Source organism: Thermoanaerobacter ethanolicus JW 200 (assembly GCF_003722315.1).
Lineage (GTDB): Bacteria > Bacillota > Thermoanaerobacteria > Thermoanaerobacterales > Thermoanaerobacteraceae > Thermoanaerobacter > Thermoanaerobacter ethanolicus.
This window is the reverse complement of sequence record NZ_CP033580.1, coordinates 2109914-2127162: the sequence shown is the minus strand read 5'-3', so window position 1 is coordinate 2127162 and position 17249 is coordinate 2109914. Positions and strand designations below refer to the sequence as shown.

Here is a 17249-nt window from a genome sequence, read left to right as displayed (position 1 = left end):
TTTTATGAAAAGGACAAAAGGGGGAAATGAGGATGATTAAAGCTTCAGAATTAAGAGATAAAGATGTTATAGATATAAATACAGGAGAAAAATTAGGGAATATAATTGACATTGAAGTAAACCTTGAAGAAGGAAGAGTAGAGGGAATTGTTATACCGAAAGAAACAAGTTTTTTTAGGTTTTTTAATAAAGATATAGAAATATACTTGCCGTGGGAATCTATAAAAAAGATTGGAACGGATGTAATATTAGTAGATTTCAAAGACAGAGAAGCTTAAGTTTGACTAATGAAAACAAGTTTATTATAATTTTATTAAACAATTAAGAATTGTTGGAGGTAATAAGATGAAATGCCCTTATTGTGGGTATCCAGATTCAAAAGTTATTGATTCTCGACCTACAGATGATAACACTTCTATAAGGAGAAGAAGGGAATGTTTAAAATGTGGAAAGAGATTTACTACTTATGAGAAAGTAGAACAATTGCCTATACTTGTAATAAAAAAAGACAATCGCCGAGAAGTCTATGACAGAGATAAAATATTAAAAGGCATGATAAAAGCTTGCGAAAAAAGGCCCGTGCCTATAAAGGTCTTAGAAGAAATTACAGATGAAATTGACAAAAGAATAATAAATTCAATGGAAAGGGAAATAACCTCCACCGAAATCGGAGAAATGGTAATGGAAAAACTTAAAAATGTAGATGAAGTAGCTTATGTCAGATTTGCTTCTGTTTATAGGCAGTTTAAAGACATAAATACTTTTATGGATGAACTTAAGAAACTTCTTAAAGAGAATGAGACAAAAAAAGAAAAGACATAATTTTATTTTTTGTTTCAAATGTGTACAAGCCATATTATCTGGAGGTGTCAAAATGGCCCATACGGTTTTGGTTATAGAAGATGAAATTCATATATTGGAACTTTTAAGATACAACTTGGAAGCAGCAGGATACAAAGTTATTACTTCGGAAAATGGAAAAGAAGGCTTGGATAAAGCACTTGAAGGAAAACCTGATTTGGTTATATTAGATTTGATGTTGCCAGATGTGGATGGACTGGAAATATGTAAAATTTTAAAAAAGAATGATGAAACGAAAAATATACCGATAATAATGTTAACAGCAAAAAGCGAAGAATTTGATAAAGTATTGGGATTGGAGTTGGGAGCAGATGATTATATAACAAAGCCTTTCAGCGTAAGAGAATTGTTAGCTCGAATTAAAGCCGTTCTTCGGCGAACCCAACAACCAGAAGAAGAAAAAGAAGGAATAATAAAATTTGGTGATATAGTTATAGATACTGGAAAGCATTTGGTTTATAAAAAAGGGAAAGTCTTAGAATTGACTTTAAAAGAGTTTGAGCTTTTAAAACTTTTGTCTCAAAATATGGGTAAAGTATTAACTAGAGACTATCTTTTAGACAAAGTATGGGGATATGAATATGCTGGAGAAACTCGAACTGTTGATGTCCATATCAGGCATTTAAGAAAAAAGATAGAAGACGATGATAAATCTCCTGTGTATATTGAAACTGTAAGAGGAATTGGATATAAGCTAAAAGATAAAGGTGAAGTGTGATGCTAAAGAAATCCTATTATAAATTGTTTTTTATAAACCTACTTGGAATTTTAATAGTCGCCATATTTTTTTTAGGCTATGTTCCAACGGCCAAATTTATTTTTACTATTTTATTAGGAATTTTTGTAACAGGTTTTTTAAGTTATAGATTTATACGAAATATAGTAGAGCCCATAAAAGAAATAACTGAAATTACAAAGGATATTGCAAATGGTATATACAGTCATGAACTTGAAAGCAATTCTATTGATGAAATAAAAGAACTTTCTCTTGCAGTAAATTCTATGTCTTATAAATTAAAAGAAACGATAGAGGAATTAAATGACAGAAATGCAAAATTAGAAGCCATTTTAAAAAGTATAGTAAATGGGGTTATCGCTTTTGATGATAATGAGAAAATATTACTTATAAATGATGCTGCGAGGAAAATTCTAAATATAAAAGAGAAAGATTTAATTGGAAGACATATCTTAGAAGTTGTAAGAAATAGTAAATTACATGACCTTTTTGAAGATGTTAAGAAAAATAAAAATTCTTCTTCCAGAAGTTTAGAACTAAATGTTTTCAACAAACACCTCAAAGTGTATACCAGTCCAATTCTTCATCCAATTTCCCATCAAAATTTAGGCTTTGTGTTAATAATAGATGATATTACAGAAATGAGAAGATTGGAAAAAATAAGAAGCGAATTTGTTGCAAATGTGTCCCATGAGCTAAGAACTCCTTTGACTTCTATTAGAGGCTTTATTGAAACTTTAAGAAATGGTGCTATTGACAATCCGCAGACAAGAGATAAATTTTTAGATATAATTGATTTTGAGTCTGAAAGACTTACAAGACTTATAAACGATATACTCACTCTTTCCGAAATAGAAAATGTTAAAGAAGGTTATCCGACAGAAGAAATAGAATTAGATAATGAGATAGAGGATATATTATATATAATGGACAAGGTCGCGAGAAATAAAAATATAACGTTGAAAAAAGATTTAAATTGTACTGATTTGGTGATAAATACTAATAAAGATAGATTTCATCAGATGATGATCAATTTAATAGATAACGGTATAAAATACACTCCAGAGGGAGGATTTGTAAAAGTATCTACCAGAGAAGAGGGGGATAAAATAATTATTGAAGTAGAAGACAACGGTATTGGTATTTCAAAAGAAAATATTCCTCGGCTTTTTGAGAGATTTTATCGAGTTGACAAAAGTCGCTCAAGAAAATTAGGTGGTACAGGATTGGGACTTGCTATAGTTAAACATATCGTGGAATCTATGAAAGGGGAAATTTTTGTAGAAAGTGAAGTGGGGAGAGGTACAAAATTTATTATAAAATTCAACAAAGCTGATTTAACAAAGACTTAACAATATCTTAATATTGACTTTACAATAGACTGTTACAATGTAGTTGTACAAAAAATTTAAGGAATTTTGGAGGTGCTTCAATGTTAAATAGTCGATTTGCGAAAGTTGCTATTGCAGTACTGTTAATTGCAAGTTTTTTTACTTTTGCTGCGTGTGGCTCAAAACAACCTCAAAGTGCAGATTCTGGTAACCTTTCAGGTAATATAACAATTGCTGGTTCTACAGCGTTACAGCCATTGGCTGAACAAGCTGCTAGAATGTTTATGGAAAAATATCCTAATGTAGCGATAACAGTGCAAGGCGGTGGCAGTGGTACAGGATTGACACAAGTAGTTCAAGGGGCAATTGATATTGGAAATTCTGATATTTTTGCTGAAGAAAAATTAGATGCCAACACAGCTAAATCTTTAGTAGATCATAAAGTTGCGGTTGCAGGTTTTGCTGTAGTTGTTAATAAAGATGTTACAGTTGATAATTTAACTCAACAACAATTAATAGACATTTTTACAGGGAAAATAACAAATTGGAAAGACGTTGGCGGACCAGATATGAAAATAGTTATTATTAATAGACCTGCAAGTTCAGGAACTCGTGCTACATTCAAGAAAGTGGTATTAAAGGGACAAGAAGAAGCTCAAGGTTTTGCTTTGACAGAGGATTCATCAGGTGCAGTTAAAAAAGCAGTTGCTGACACAAAAGGAGCTATAAGTTATCTTGCTTTATCCTACGTGGATGATACTGTTAAAGCTCTAAAATACGAGGGAGTAGAACCAACGGCCCAAAACATAATAGATGGCAAGTATCCTATTTGGTCATACGAGCATATGTATACAAAAGGAGAACCAACAGGAGCAGCCAAAGCTTTCTTAGATTTCATGATGTCAGATGAAGTGCAGAAAGGACCTCTTACTAAGTTAGGATTTATCCCTGTTACTGAAATGAAAACAAAATAAAGTAAAAAAGGGGAGCTGGTTTATTTTCCAGCTCCTTTTTAAGGCGAGAAATAATGGGAATTTGTAAAAAAACGAATAAATTTAACATAGATTTAACATAAATTTAACATAGATTTAATGAATGTTTTTTTTTAAGTTGTTATCATGAAATGAGTGTGATTATTGTCATTAGATTTTCTCAAACGGGGGATGGGTATGACAGTTGATAAAAAATATGAAAGCAAGCGAAAAGTGGCTGACATGTTTGGAAGAGTTATCGTTTTCATCTCTGCTTTATTGTTAATAATTATTACTGTTTCACTATTTTTATTTGTGACATCTAAAGGCCTTTCTACTTTCATAAAAGATGGCATCTCGATAAAAGAGTTTTTGTTTTCTACCACTTGGAATCCGGATAGAGAGGTACCTGCTGTCGGGTCTTTGCAATTTATAATAGGGTCTATTCTTGTTTCTGCTTTTGCAATTATGATAAGTGCACCTCTGGGAGTTTCCTCTGCAATTTTTATGGTAGAGATTGAAAAAAAATTAGGACAAAAAATATTGCAACCAGCTATTGAGATTTTTGTTGGTATTCCCTCTGTCGTATACGGATGGGTTGGTCTTACTGTATTAGTTCCTTTTATAAGTAAACATTTTGGAGGATTGGGCTTTAGTTTATTGGCAGGTATATTAGTCCTTACCATTATGACGCTTCCAACAATTACTAGTGTTAGTACCGATGCTATAAGGTCATTACCTGTGGAAATAAGAGAAGCCAGTTATGCTCTTGGGGCGACAAGATGGCAGACAATACGACATGTTGTCATTCCTGCTGCGAAATCTGGAATTTTAACAGCAATTATTTTGGGTTTGGCAAGGGCTTTTGGAGAAGCTTTGGCAGTTCAAATGGTTATAGGTAATCGTCCAGTTATTCCCAAATCTTTTTTAGAGCCTATGAGCACTATAACCTCTATTATTACAATGGACATGGCAAATACAGTAATGGGTTCTGTGTGGAATGATGCACTTTGGTCTTTAGCATTACTGCTTCTCATAATATCTTTTACTTTTATCATTATTATCAAATTAGTTGGCAGGAGGGGAATGTATAAATGAAATCCAAGCTGTATGACAAAATAGCGACTATATATTTCTATGCTGTTGCTGTGTTTTTAATCTTGTTTTTGGTTTCATTAATAAGTTATATATTATATCAAGGGAGAACTAAACTCAATATAGATTTTTTAACTTCCCCTCCAAAATTTATGGAAGCAGGAGGAGGCATAGGGCCACAGCTTTTTAATTCGTTAGAATTATTAATAATAACTTTGATAATTTCTGTTCCTATAGGCTTAGGTGCAGGAATCTATATGGCAGAGTATGCAAAGCCAGGTCTATTAACAGAACTTATAAGATTGTCAGTAGAAACTTTATCTTCAATGCCTTCTATTGTAGTAGGTCTTTTTGGACTTTTAGTGTTTGTAACTATGACTGGATGGGGTTATTCCCTCATTGCAGGAGCTCTTGCTCTTACGGTGTTAAATCTTCCTGTAATGACAAGAGTAAGTGAAGATTCAATTAGAAGTGTGCCTAATAGTTTGCGAGAGGCAAGTTACGCTTTAGGTTCCACAAAATGGCAAACAATTGTAAAAGTTGTAGTGCCTGCTGCAATGCCTGGAATTATAACCGGGATAATTTTAACTGCTGGAAGAATTTTTGGAGAAGCTGCTGCTTTATTGTATACTGCAGGTATGAGCAGCCCTGCCTTGAATTTTTCAAACTTAAATCCTTCAAGTCCTACCTCGCCTTTAAATATCTTTAGACCTGCAGAGACTTTATCTGTTTATATTTGGAAGGTAAATAGTGAGGGGTTAGCACCTGATGCAAGACAGATTGCAGACGGTGCAGCAGCAGTTTTATTGCTAATGGTATTGATTTTCAACATCCTTGCTAGATGGTTAGGAAGTACATTATATAAAAGAATGACAGGCGAAAAATAAAATGGTATAATATAGCTAATAGGAAGGGGAATGACTGACAAATGAAAAAAATAGAGGTCAGAGAGTTGGACTTATTTTATGGTGAGGTCCAGGCCCTTAAAAAAATAAATTTGGATGTAGAAGCAAATAGCGTTTTGGCACTTATAGGTCCGTCTGGTTGTGGGAAATCTACCTTTATTCGTACTTTAAACAGGATGAACGATCTTATAGAAGGGGTCAAAATAAATGGAACAGTTTTGCTAGATGGACAAGACTTATACAAAGAGGTAGATGTTATTGAACTTAGAAAAAAAGTAGGAATGGTTTTCCAAAAACCAAATCCTTTTCCTATGACTGTTTACGACAATGTAGCATATGGACCTAGAATCCATGGTATAAAAGACAAAAAAAAGTTAAATGAAATTGTTGAAAAAAGTTTAAAAGCTGCAGCTTTATGGGATGAAGTAAAAGATAGGCTTCATAAGTCGGCTCTTAGTTTATCTGGAGGTCAACAACAAAGGCTTTGCATTGCTAGGACATTGGCAGTAGAGCCAGAAGTAATTTTGATGGATGAGCCTACATCTGCGTTAGACCCTATTTCTACTATGAAAATAGAGGAATTAATTGAGGAACTTAAAAATAAATATACAATAATAATAGTAACTCACAATATGCAACAGGCAGGAAGAGTGTCTGATTATACTGCGTTTTTCCTAAATGGTGAATTAATTGAAAGTGGACCAACAGATCAAGTATTTTATAATCCTAAAGATAAAAGAACAGAAGATTACATTACTGGTAGATTCGGTTAAAGGAGGTGACACAGTGAATCGCACCCATTTTGAAAAAGAATTAGAGGAACTCCATTATGACGTATTGAAAATGGGTAGCCTTGTAGAAGAGGCCATAGCAAATGCCATTGCTTCTTTAGTAAACCATGATACAGAATTAGCTCAGAAAGTTATAGATGACGATGACAGGATAGACAAAATAGAAGTAGAAATTGATAATAAGTGTGCAAAAATCATGGTCACACAGCAGCCGATTGCAAGGGATTTGAGAATAGTTTTGACGGGCCTTAAAATTGTTACAGATTTAGAAAGAATGGCAGATCATGCAGTAGATATAGCAAAGACTACGTTGCGGATTGCTCATCAAAAGTATATAAAACCTTTAATCGATATTCCTAGAATGGCAGAAATTGTAAGAGAAATGGTCAAAATGTCTTTGGATTCCTACGTACGACAAGATTTAGAGCTGGCAAGAGCTATTGGCGAAAAAGACGATATAGTAGATGCTCTTTACAAACAGATTTTTAGAGAACTTTTGACATATATGATGGAAGACCCTAGAAACATTGACCAGGCAACTCAATTTTTGTTTGTTGCTCGTTATCTTGAAAGAATTGCTGACCATGCAACTAATATATGTGAATGGGTAATCTACCTAGATACCGGTGAACATATAGATTTAAATTGAAATGCAAAAAGCGCTCACTCGAAGAAGTGAGCGCTTTTTGCATATTTTTTTTACATTGTGTAAAACATATTTTTAAGAAAAAAAGTTAAGGAGTGATTTTGATGCCATTAAGTTATATTTTGCTTTCTATTACAGGATTGGTCATTTTGTTCGGATTTGCCCATAGAGTATTAGATAGAATGAAAATGACAGATACTTGGGCTTTTTTAGTGATAATTGGGATGATTATAGGGACTTTGATACCTAATATTCCTATAACCAAAACTGTGTCTATAAACATAGGTGGAGCTGCTATTCCTATAGCAGTATGTGTGTATCTTTTTTTGAGAGCAGAAAGTACCAGAGAAAGAGTAAATGCAGTTGTAGTATCAATTGTTACAGGAATAGCTGTTTTTATTGCAGGGCGAATACTTCCTGCAGAACCTGAAGCCATGATTATTGAGCCTAAGTATATTTATGGTATTGTTGGAGGTTTAATCGCGTATCTTTTTTCACGTTCGAGAAGAAGTGCTTTTATTGCAGGAGTGATGGGAATAATGCTGGCAAATGTGATGCAGGCAGTTTCAAACTACTTGACAGGGACAAGAGGAGCAGTACCCATAGGAGGAGCTGGATTTTTCGATTCGGTAGTTATATCTATGATAATTGCCGTGTTTTTGTCTGAAATAATTGGGGAAACAAGAGAAAAAATACAAGGAGGTACTTCTAAAAAGCATCTTGAACCCAGGGAGGGTATGGCTAGCAGCCTGATAGATACTAACAAAAAAGAAGAGGGTGATAAAAATGAACAAAAAGAAGATGAATAAAGTTACAATATTAATCTTATTGATTATTGTGTTTTTATCTTTTGCTTTTAGCAGTTATGCAGAGAAGCAGGCTGAATTACAACCTGATTATTACACAGTGTATGATGCAAAGACAAATAAAGTGCTTTTCAGGACTGCAATGGAGGTTTATAAAGGGGATAGATATTTATCAGGGGATAATAAATTGTATGAAGTGTTCAAAGTGGATAAAAATGAAAATATAGCTTATGCAAAGTATTTGCGAACAGAAAAACTTCCAGATGTTAACATAGAAGAAATTTCACAAGCAATGGCAGTAGCAGAAAATACTGGTGAAAAGAGAGTGGCGATATATTCTACCCACAGTGATGAATCATATCTTCCTTCAGATGGCGCTGCAAGTATCAATGGACATGGCGGGATATATAAAGTAGATGCCGCCTTACAAAAAGCTTTAGAGGCAAAAGGAGTCACAGTCAAAGTGGACAGGACTTTGTATTTACCACATGATGCTATGGCATACAGCCGGTCAAGAACTGGAGCAGTCAAACTTTTAAAGGATTTTAAACCGGACTTACTTTTGGATGTCCATAGAGATGCAGTCCCTTTCAAAGAATATATACGAAAAATTGCAGGGAAGAATGCTACAGGCGTAAGAATTGTCTTAGGACGGAACAACCCTAATTTAAAAGCAAATCAGCAATTAGCCTATAGGATAAAAGCTATTGCGGATAAGACATATCCAAACATGATCAAGGATGTATTTTTTGGACAAGGAGATTTCAATCAAGATTTGACTCCAAACTCTTTGTTGTTAGAATTTGGCACTTATTCTCACACAAGAGAAAGAGCAGAAGTTTCAGCTTCTTTAATAGCAGACATATTGACAAAAGCTTTATATGGTTCCGATGAACAAAAACAAGTAGGTACAGTTACAAAAACTCAAAAGCCGTTGCCAGGACAAAATAAAGCTGCAGGTACCGGAATATGGGTTTTGATTGGAGTTGTTGTAGTATCAGCAGTAGCTTTCATGTTTTTGAGTACTGGTGGGCGAGAGATGTATCACAAGTTTTCTAAAGCTACGCGCAAAGAATTTGCAAGTTATTTGGGTAAGTTTAGGAGAAAAAAAGGAGATGAGCCATGAGCATAAATCATGAATTGTATATCAATATTGTGGTTTGTGGAATTGCTTTGGGGACACTTGCCCGCTTTATATATTTAAGAGTGGACTATAGGCAGTATCCTACTTATCCTCAAGGTTATATGACTCATTTAACCTTAGGGATAATTTCAGCAGCTTTAGGAGCTTTTTCTGTGCCTGCATTAATTGAAAAACAGTACACTGCTGTCACCTTTTTAGCTTTGGCAGCACAACAATTTAAAGAAGTAAGAGAAATAGAGAGAGCCAGTTTAGAAAAAATGGAAGCAACAGAATTAGTTCCAAGAGGAGCAGCTTATATAGAAAATATAGCTAAAATTTTTGAAGCAAGAAACTATATTGCTATGGCAGTAGCTACTCTTACTTCTTTGGCAGTTTATCTTTCTAAAAGTGTTATAATAGGGACAATTGTGGGAGGACTAGCAATTTATTTGTCTCGTTATGTAATGAAAATTGCTTATATTAGAGATATTGCCGAAGTTCTTCCTTCAAAGATTGTTTTTAAAGGACCTTTATTGTGCGTTGAGGATGTGGTTTTAGCAGATATAGGTCTAAAAGAAGGAAGAGAAATAATAGAGAAATTTGGAATGGCTGTTATAATACGTCCGAAAGGATTGGATAGTTTAATTTCCATAAACAATTTGGGAATAAGACAGGCTATTCTCCATGAAGCTGCTAATCAATTGGGATTAAAAATGAATATTGATACTCCCGAATTAGCTCCTCTTACTATGAACAACAATGAAAATGGAGATATTATTGTAGTTATGGTAGCGATGAAGCCTGATATTGATGCTTTTGTGGAAATTATAAAGAATGTGCCAGCAATTGAAACTGTAAGAAAGTATCCTTCAAAGTCAAGGGGCGCGAGAAAAGCTGTTAATTGAGGTGATAGAATGGAAGTACATGTAACAGGATATATAATAGCAATAGTAGCTTTAAGAAAAGCAAAAGATAATGTCTTAAGTGGTACTGCACCCATCATTTATGTAGAAAATGAAGAAGAGCAGCAAAAGATTTCTATGTATTTGAGCAGAATTTTTAAGGCAGCCGTTCACGATCTTGAAAATGGAGTATTTATTTTAGTTAAACAATATTAGGTGGTATCTATGAAAGTAGTGTATTATAGCTATTATGGGTGCTATTCTTCTCCTATATGTGCATATCTTCATTTAAATGATAAATCCAAAATTGAAAAAGAGGAATTTTTTAAAATCCCTTTTTTGTTTCAAGTTGATTATGGACAAATGAGATTTATTGGGAAAGATAATAATCAAAATGAAGTGTTCATAATAGGAATGAAAAATTTTAGTGAAAATATCAAGAAAACTTTGTGTGATTTGATGGAAGTTTTTAAAATAAAAGAAGATATAATTTTTATAGATACTTCCCACTATGATGTAATTTTTTTTAAAGTGCTGATGAATCTAAGAGGTAAGAAAATACTAACACAAACTATAGACAATTTTTTGTATAATTACTATTTGATGAGACACAAGAATATAAAAAGATTTGTAGAGAGATATAAAAAAATACTATGAGGTGGTAGGTTTGTGATTATTGTATATATGTGTTATGGAAGTGCTCACTCTTCTGTTGTAGCTGCTTCTATACACATAGGACTTTTACCTATTGACAGAGTGCCTACTTATGAAGAAATTGTTTCTCTTCCTCATTATGATAAAACTTCCAACGATGAAATTGGCACTCTTTTTTATATGGGTAAGGATGAATTTGGAAACTATGTGTACATTGTCGGTGCGAGAAATGGGCGAGAAATAGTGACAAAAGCTATTTACAGTTTTTTGTCTTTATATGGAATTTCTGAAAAAGATATATTAGTCGTAGATGCACTTCCTACCATAGGACTTACTACAAAGATTGGAGGTATTACGTCAAGGCGCTTAGGAATTATCTTTTTAGGTAGGCCTATAACGGTATATGGCATATTGAAAAAATACAACAATTTCGTAAAATTAGTAACAGATATTAAAACAAAGTTGCAAATAAGGTCTTGACGTATTGATAGGATTAATTCATAATTGAAAAGAGAGGAGTTAATTTAGGAGGAAAAATATGCATAAAATAAATATAAAAGATGTAATAAAAGGAAGTATAGCATGGGATTTAGATATACAAAAAGGAGACAAACTCATTACATTAAACGGAAAAGAAATAATTGATATAATAGATTATCGATATGAAGTGTCAAATGAGTTTATACAATTAGAAATTGAAAAGGCTACAGGAGAAAGATATATTTTTGAAGTGGAAAAAGACTATGATGAGGATTTAGGGTTAGTCTTTGAAGAAGAAATAATTGACAGGCCAAAACATTGTAGAAATAAGTGTATTTTTTGCTTTATTGACCAGTTACCTAAAGGAGTCCGCAAATCTCTTTTATTTAAGGATGACGATTATAGGTTTTCCTTTTTACAAGGTAATTTTATTACTATGACTAATATGAGTGAAGAGGAAATTGCCAGGGTAATAAAATATAAGCTCTCTCCCTTATATGTTTCAATTCATGCCACTGATGATGATGTAAGAGTGAAAATGATAAATAACCCGAATGCAAAAGGTATAATGGATAAATTAAAAAAACTTGTTGAGAACGGAATTGAGGTACATGGTCAAATCGTATTATGTCCAGAAATAAATGATGGTAAAATTCTTGACAGAACTATCAAGGATTTGTCAAGTCTATATCCTGGTGTAAAATCAATAGCAGTTGTTCCAGTAGGACTTACAGACCACAGAGAGAAACTTTATAAACTTAGAACTTTTACTAAAGAGGAAGCTAAAAATGTGGTCGAACAAGTATTTTCATGGCAAAAGAAATTAAAGAAAGAATTAGGTTCTTCTTTTGTTTTTTTGTCAGATGAGTTTTATGTGATGGCAGGTGTTACTATACCTTCTTATTATCATTACGAGGGATTTCCTCAAATAGAAAATGGCGTAGGACTTATGGCATTGTTTAAACATCAATTTCAAAGGAGTCTAAAAAGATTAAAAGTGAAGAAAGGGAAAAATATAAACACCACCCCTTACATTATTGTTACAGGAATAGCTGCCTATAATTTTATGGAAGAAGTAGCGAAAGAATTAAGAAAAACAGGGTTTAATGTAAAAGTGGAGAAGATACACAATGAGTTTTTTGGTCACAATATCACAGTAGCTGGACTTGTGGTGGGGAAAGATATAATAAACCAATTAAAAGGTAAAATAAATGAGGAAGTTTTAGTTATTCCCGATGTCATGTTAAAGGAAAGTTCAAATGTTTTTCTTGATGATACTACTGTTGAAGAAATAGAAAGAGAACTGGGGACAAAAGTTATAGTTTCTGAAGTCGATGGGAGAAAATTTTTACAAAGGATACAGAGCGGAAGGTGATAGATATGGCAGGAGCAATTGTAAGTATTGTAGGTAGACCAAACGTGGGTAAATCTACTCTTTTTAATAAAATTATGGGAAAAAGAATTTCTATTGTGGAAGACAAACCAGGAGTTACAAGGGATAGAATATACGGCAATGCAGAATGGCTGGACAAAAAATTTATATTAGTAGACACAGGAGGATTAGACCCAAATGCTGAAGATATCCTCTTTTCAAAAGTCCGTTTACAAGTGGAAGCAGCAATTGATGCTTCCGACGTAATATTATTTTTAGTTGATGCAAAAGAAGGTTTAATGCCAGAAGATGAAGAAATAGCAAACATTTTAAGAAGAGCAAAAAAAGAAGTTATTTTGGTTTGCAACAAGGTGGACAGTTTTAAAGAAATGCCTCCTACTTATTATGACTTTTTTAGCCTTGGTTTAGGCAATCCCATTCCAATTTCAGCGTCAAATGGGTTGGGCATCGGAGAACTTTTAGACGAAGTAGTAAAAAAATTGCCACAGGAAGAGTTAGAATACACTGAAGAGACAATTAAAATTGCTGTTATTGGCAAACCTAATGTGGGGAAATCCTCACTAGTTAACAAAATATTAGGGGAAGAAAGGGTAATAGTCAGTAACATACCTGGCACTACACGGGATGCAATAGATACTCCTTTTTCAAAAGATGGGAAGAACTATGTTCTTATTGATACAGCAGGGATACGTAGAAAAAGTAGAATTAGCGAATCTATAGAAAGGTACAGCGTACTAAGAGCTTTAGCTGCAATTGAAAGGTCTGATATATGCCTTTTGATGATAGATGCTACAGAAGGTCCAACAGAACAGGACACTAAAATAGCAGGATATGCGTTTGAAAATGGAAAAGGAATCATCATAGTTGTTAATAAATGGGATGCAATAAAAAAAGATAATAATACTGTTAATGAGTATACTAAGATGGTAAGAGAAAAACTATCTTTTATATCTTTTGCTCCTATACTATTTATTTCAGCAAAAACAGGGCAAAGAGTACACAGAGTTTTAGAGACTGTAGATAAAGTATGGGAGGAATATAATAAAAGAATTACTACTGGTCTTTTAAATAATGTGCTAAATGAAGCTATGCTTATGTTTCCGCCACCTGCTGATAAGGGCAAACCATTAAAAGTATATTATACTTCACAAGTAGGAATTAAGCCGCCTTCTTTTATAGTATTTGTCAATGAACCTGAGCTGATGCATTTTTCCTATTTAAGATTTATTGAGAATACATTAAGACAAAATTTTGGCTTTGAAGGAGTACCTGTTGTGATTTCTACGAGAAAAAGAGGGGAAAATTAAAAGGGAAAGGGGGGAAAATATGTACGCTGTTTTGACGGCCATCATTGCTTATTTGATTGGTTGCATAAACAATGCATATATTTTAACAAAATATACGCGAAAAATAGACATTCGCAATTATGGGAGTGGAAATGCGGGGGCTACTAATGTTTTAAGAGTATTAGGGTATAAAGCTGCGGCTCCTGTTTTTGCATTGGATGTGTTAAAAGGAGTAATAGCCGTATTAATCGGTAAGTATTTAATGGGTAATACTGGTGCTATGATTGCAGGAATAGCAGTGGTATGCGGTCATAACTGGCCTGTGTTTTTAAAATTTAGAGGTGGAAAAGGAATTGCTACAAGCGTTGGAGTTGTAATGACTGTAAGTCCTCTTTTAGGGCTCATAGCCTTAGCAATTGGGGTTACAGTAATTGTTTTGACAAAATACGTATCTTTAGGGTCCATAACAGGGTCGGTTACTTTTGTGCTTTTAAATGCAATCTTTTGGAATTCAACACAAATATTCATATTTTCGCTTATTCTGGCATCTTTAGCAATTTTCCAACACCGTTCTAATATAAAACGTTTGCTGGCGGGAACAGAATCCAAGCTGGGACAAAAGACGGAAATAAAATGAGAAAGGAAAGTGGTCATGAAAATATCAGTATTAGGTGCGGGAAGTTGGGGAACAGCTATAGCGATACACTTAAACCGACTTGGGCATCAAATTACATTGTGGATGAGAGATAAAAATCAGTTTGAGGAAATTGTGTCTACTCGTCACAATAAAAAATATCTTGATGTTGATATTCCTCAAGAAATTTCCATTACTACTGATTTAAAAGAGGCAGTAACTAACTCTGAAATAGTAGTAATCGCAGTACCTTCTCATGCTGTGAGAGAGATATCGGAAAAATTAAAAGAGGTAGTTGATAAAAACTTTATTGTGGTAAATCTTGCAAAGGGAATAGAGACTTCCACTTTAAAAAGAATGTCTGAAGTCATAAAAGAATATCTTTCAAATGATGTAGTTGTTTTGTCAGGTCCTAGTCATGCTGAGGAAGTAGTCAGGCAAATTCCTACAGCCTGTGTTTTAGCCTCTTTGAATGTTAAAGCCTGTGAAATAGTGCAAGATGCCTTTATGGATGAAAACTTTAGGTTGTATATAAACAAGGACGTTGTGGGAGTGGAATTAGGAGGATCATTAAAGAATATTATAGCCTTGGGAGCTGGAATTTCAGACGGGCTTGGATTTGGCGATAATACCAAAGCTGCTCTTATGACAAGAGGTCTTGCGGAAATTACTCGTTTGGGTGTCGCGTTAGGTTCTGATCCATTGACGTTTTTAGGTTTGGCAGGTGTAGGAGACCTCATTGTCACTTGTACCAGCATGCTTTCACGAAATAGAAGAGCAGGGATACTTATAGGTAAAGGTAAAAGTTTAGAAGAAGCATTAAAAGAGATAGGAATGGTAGTAGAAGGAATTAATACTACAAAATCCGCCTACAGACTTTCTCAAATTCATAAAATAGAAATGCCAATAACTAAAGAAATTTATTCCATACTTTTTGAGGGTAAAAATCCCTATGAGGCTGTTTATAGCCTTATGACGAGAGATAAAAAACATGAATTGCACGGTATTTGATCTCCGGTTTTCCGGAGATTTTATTATATTTCAATATTTTTTACATATAAATGTACTGTTAAAGCATATATATATGAGTGAGAAGAAAAGGATATGGGGATATAAAAAGGAGGGAAATGGGTTGGAAAACTACGATATCTATAAAAATATTGCAGAAAGAACACAAGGGGATATCTACATAGGAGTAGTAGGCCCAGTGAGAACAGGTAAATCGACTTTTATTAAGCGATTTATGGACATATTAGTACTGCCATACATAGAAAATCTTCCCCAAAAAGAGAGAATAAAAGATGAATTGCCACAAAGTGCAGCAGGCAAAACCATAATGACTACTGAGCCTAAATTTGTTCCTGAAAAAGCGGTAGAGATAACAATTAATGAAAACACGAGGTTTAAAGTGAGATTAGTAGATTGTGTAGGATATATGGTCAAAGGTGCACTGGGATACATGGAAGGGGATAAGCCCCGTATGGTGTCTACTCCTTGGTATGATTATGAAATACCTTTTGAGGAAGCGGCAGAAATAGGAACAAAAAAAGTCATAAATGACCATTCTACAATAGGATTAGTGATGACCACTGATGGAAGCATAACCGACATACCGCGAGAAAATTATGTAGCAGCAGAAGAAAGGGTAGTAAAAGAATTAAAAGAATTGAATAAACCTTTTATAATAGTGCTAAATACAACTGATCCTCAAAGTCCCGAAACAATTAATTTAGCAAAAGAATTAGAGAAAAAATACGATGTACCTGTTGTTGTTTTAAATGTACTTAAAATGGAAATACCAGACATTCATGCAATTTTGGAAAAAGTCTTATTTGAATTTCCCATACGGGAGATTGCAATTGATTTGCCTAAATGGATAGATGCTCTTGATAAAAGTCATTGGCTTAAGCAAAATATAATGGAAACAGTAAAAGAAAACATAAAAGATTTGTTTAGATTAAGAGATATACCTAAGTTAGTTGGTGGTCTTAAAGCAAATGAAAACTTTTCTGAGGTGTTTATAAAGAAGATAACTCCAGGTGAAGGCTGTGCAAATGTTGAAATAAAAACCCAGGAAGGCTTATTCTTTAAGATATTAAGTGATGAAAGCGGACTTGAAATTCAGGGTAATAAAGAATTAATGACAATGATGAGAGAATTGGCTTATGCAAAAAGACAGTATGATAGAGTTAAAGATGCTTTTTTACAAGCTGAAAAAACAGGTGTAGGAGTGGTACCTGCAAGCCTTGATGACATGAAGTTTGAAAAACCCGAAATAGTAAGGCAAGGTGGGAGATTTGCGGTAAGGCTTAGAGCTTCTGCTCCTTCATATCACATATTTAGAACTGATATTACGGCAGAAGTATCGCCAGTTGTAGGAACAGAAAAGCAAAGTGAAGATTTTGTAAAATATTTGACAGAACAGTTTGAGAGCGATCCAGAAAAAATTTGGGAATCTAACATTTTTGGCAAAACCTTGAGTGACCTTGTAAAAGAGGGAATGCAAAACAAGATTGGCACCATTCCCGAAAACTTAAGTCATAAACTGAGAGATACATTAGAAAGAGTAGTGAATGACAGCGGAGGCGGAATAATCTTTATAATCATTTAACTATTGATTTTTTCTTTTATCTCG

20 protein-coding genes are annotated in these 17249 nt (G+C 33.8%); all 20 read left to right on the top strand.

The features are described 5' to 3' along the window. The first annotated feature begins 32 nt into the window (after positions 1–32). Positions 33–278 (top strand): YlmC/YmxH family sporulation protein, encoded by a 246-nt coding sequence (locus EB239_RS10685; RefSeq protein ID WP_003867938.1) that lies wholly within the window; start codon positions 33–35, stop codon positions 276–278. A 67-nt stretch (positions 279–345) separates the two neighbouring features. Beyond that, a complete protein-coding gene (nrdR, locus tag EB239_RS10680) occupies positions 346–822 on the top strand; it encodes a transcriptional regulator NrdR (protein ID WP_003867939.1) in 477 nt (158 codons plus the stop codon). Positions 823–874: 52 nt separating this feature from the next. Further along, positions 875–1579 (top strand): winged helix-turn-helix domain-containing protein, encoded by a 705-nt coding sequence (locus EB239_RS10675; RefSeq protein WP_003871120.1) that lies wholly within the window; start codon positions 875–877, stop codon positions 1577–1579. Continuing rightward, complete coding sequence (pnpS, locus tag EB239_RS10670) at positions 1579–2949, top strand: two-component system histidine kinase PnpS (RefSeq protein WP_003871119.1); 1371 nt, start codon at positions 1579–1581, stop codon at positions 2947–2949. Before EB239_RS10675 ends, pnpS begins: the two co-directional genes overlap by 1 nt. A gap of 80 nt (positions 2950–3029) precedes the next feature. Beyond that, a complete protein-coding gene (locus EB239_RS10665) occupies positions 3030–3902 on the top strand; it encodes a phosphate ABC transporter substrate-binding protein (RefSeq protein WP_003871118.1) in 873 nt (290 codons plus the stop codon). A gap of 195 nt (positions 3903–4097) precedes the next feature. Next, positions 4098–4997: a phosphate ABC transporter permease subunit PstC gene (pstC, locus tag EB239_RS10660; protein ID WP_003871117.1), complete on the top strand. Its 900-nt coding sequence runs from the start codon at positions 4098–4100 to the stop codon at positions 4995–4997. Continuing rightward, positions 4994–5881, top strand: coding sequence for a phosphate ABC transporter permease PstA (gene pstA, locus EB239_RS10655; protein WP_003871116.1), 888 nt, complete (start codon positions 4994–4996; stop codon positions 5879–5881). The genes pstC and pstA overlap by 4 nt, the downstream gene beginning before the upstream one ends. A gap of 41 nt (positions 5882–5922) precedes the next feature. After that, positions 5923–6672: a phosphate ABC transporter ATP-binding protein PstB gene (gene pstB / locus EB239_RS10650; RefSeq protein WP_003871115.1), complete on the top strand. Its 750-nt coding sequence runs from the start codon at positions 5923–5925 to the stop codon at positions 6670–6672. Positions 6673–6685: 13 nt separating this feature from the next. Next, positions 6686–7339: a phosphate signaling complex protein PhoU gene (gene phoU / locus EB239_RS10645; protein WP_003871114.1), complete on the top strand. Its 654-nt coding sequence runs from the start codon at positions 6686–6688 to the stop codon at positions 7337–7339. A gap of 101 nt (positions 7340–7440) precedes the next feature. Beyond that, entirely contained in the window at positions 7441–8145 is a 705-nt protein-coding gene (locus EB239_RS10640; RefSeq protein ID WP_003871113.1) for a DUF1614 domain-containing protein, read from the top strand. Next, positions 8123–9268, top strand: a complete 1146-nt coding sequence (gene spoIIP / locus EB239_RS10635; protein ID WP_003871112.1) for a stage II sporulation protein P — start codon at positions 8123–8125, stop codon at positions 9266–9268. Before EB239_RS10640 ends, spoIIP begins: the two co-directional genes overlap by 23 nt. Continuing rightward, positions 9265–10170 carry a YIEGIA family protein gene (locus tag EB239_RS10630; RefSeq protein WP_003871111.1) on the top strand — a complete coding sequence of 302 codons (906 nt, stop codon included), beginning with the start codon at positions 9265–9267 and terminating at the stop codon, positions 10168–10170. Before spoIIP ends, EB239_RS10630 begins: the two co-directional genes overlap by 4 nt. 9 nt (positions 10171–10179) lie before the next feature. Then, complete coding sequence (locus EB239_RS10625; RefSeq protein WP_003871110.1) at positions 10180–10383, top strand: capping complex subunit for YIEGIA; 204 nt, start codon at positions 10180–10182, stop codon at positions 10381–10383. A gap of 9 nt (positions 10384–10392) precedes the next feature. After that, complete coding sequence (locus tag EB239_RS10620) at positions 10393–10824, top strand: DUF3189 family protein (RefSeq protein ID WP_003871109.1); 432 nt, start codon at positions 10393–10395, stop codon at positions 10822–10824. Between the two features lie 12 nt (positions 10825–10836). Further along, complete coding sequence (locus tag EB239_RS10615) at positions 10837–11301, top strand: DUF3189 family protein (RefSeq protein ID WP_003867953.1); 465 nt, start codon at positions 10837–10839, stop codon at positions 11299–11301. Between the two features lie 58 nt (positions 11302–11359). After that, the gene (locus EB239_RS10610; protein ID WP_003871108.1) at positions 11360–12676 is read left to right on the top strand and encodes a DUF512 domain-containing protein; all 1317 of its coding nucleotides are present in this window, start codon (positions 11360–11362) and stop codon (positions 12674–12676) included. A gap of 5 nt (positions 12677–12681) precedes the next feature. Continuing rightward, a complete protein-coding gene (der, locus tag EB239_RS10605) occupies positions 12682–14001 on the top strand; it encodes a ribosome biogenesis GTPase Der (protein ID WP_003871107.1) in 1320 nt (439 codons plus the stop codon). Positions 14002–14020: 19 nt separating this feature from the next. Beyond that, positions 14021–14617: a glycerol-3-phosphate 1-O-acyltransferase PlsY gene (plsY, locus tag EB239_RS10600; RefSeq protein WP_003867956.1), complete on the top strand. Its 597-nt coding sequence runs from the start codon at positions 14021–14023 to the stop codon at positions 14615–14617. 15 nt (positions 14618–14632) lie between these two features. Further along, positions 14633–15625, top strand: a complete 993-nt coding sequence (locus EB239_RS10595) for an NAD(P)H-dependent glycerol-3-phosphate dehydrogenase (protein WP_003871106.1) — start codon at positions 14633–14635, stop codon at positions 15623–15625. 121 nt (positions 15626–15746) lie between these two features. Next, positions 15747–17225, top strand: a complete 1479-nt coding sequence (gene spoIVA / locus EB239_RS10590) for a stage IV sporulation protein A (RefSeq protein ID WP_003871105.1) — start codon at positions 15747–15749, stop codon at positions 17223–17225. Positions 17226–17249: the final 24 nt, after the last annotated feature.

Bases quoted from the DNA above. Each gene is read 5' to 3' on its own strand.
- EB239_RS10685 (WP_003867938.1), top strand. From the start codon at position 33: ATGATTAAAGCTTCAGAATTAAGAGATAAAGATGTTATAGATATAAAT.
- nrdR (WP_003867939.1), top strand. From the start codon at position 346: ATGAAATGCCCTTATTGTGGGTATCCAGATTCAAAAGTTATTGATTCT.
- EB239_RS10675 (WP_003871120.1), top strand. From the start codon at position 875: ATGGCCCATACGGTTTTGGTTATAGAAGATGAAATTCATATATTGGAA.
- pnpS (WP_003871119.1), top strand. From the start codon at position 1,579: ATGCTAAAGAAATCCTATTATAAATTGTTTTTTATAAACCTACTTGGA.
- EB239_RS10665 (WP_003871118.1), top strand. From the start codon at position 3,030: ATGTTAAATAGTCGATTTGCGAAAGTTGCTATTGCAGTACTGTTAATT.
- pstC (WP_003871117.1), top strand. From the start codon at position 4,098: ATGACAGTTGATAAAAAATATGAAAGCAAGCGAAAAGTGGCTGACATG.
- pstA (WP_003871116.1), top strand. From the start codon at position 4,994: ATGAAATCCAAGCTGTATGACAAAATAGCGACTATATATTTCTATGCT.
- pstB (WP_003871115.1), top strand. From the start codon at position 5,923: ATGAAAAAAATAGAGGTCAGAGAGTTGGACTTATTTTATGGTGAGGTC.
- EB239_RS10640 (WP_003871113.1), top strand. From the start codon at position 7,441: ATGCCATTAAGTTATATTTTGCTTTCTATTACAGGATTGGTCATTTTG.
- spoIIP (WP_003871112.1), top strand. From the start codon at position 8,123: ATGAACAAAAAGAAGATGAATAAAGTTACAATATTAATCTTATTGATT.
- EB239_RS10630 (WP_003871111.1), top strand. From the start codon at position 9,265: ATGAGCATAAATCATGAATTGTATATCAATATTGTGGTTTGTGGAATT.
- EB239_RS10625 (WP_003871110.1), top strand. From the start codon at position 10,180: ATGGAAGTACATGTAACAGGATATATAATAGCAATAGTAGCTTTAAGA.
- EB239_RS10620 (WP_003871109.1), top strand. From the start codon at position 10,393: ATGAAAGTAGTGTATTATAGCTATTATGGGTGCTATTCTTCTCCTATA.
- EB239_RS10610 (WP_003871108.1), top strand. From the start codon at position 11,360: ATGCATAAAATAAATATAAAAGATGTAATAAAAGGAAGTATAGCATGG.
- der (WP_003871107.1), top strand. From the start codon at position 12,682: ATGGCAGGAGCAATTGTAAGTATTGTAGGTAGACCAAACGTGGGTAAA.
- plsY (WP_003867956.1), top strand. From the start codon at position 14,021: ATGTACGCTGTTTTGACGGCCATCATTGCTTATTTGATTGGTTGCATA.
- EB239_RS10595 (WP_003871106.1), top strand. From the start codon at position 14,633: ATGAAAATATCAGTATTAGGTGCGGGAAGTTGGGGAACAGCTATAGCG.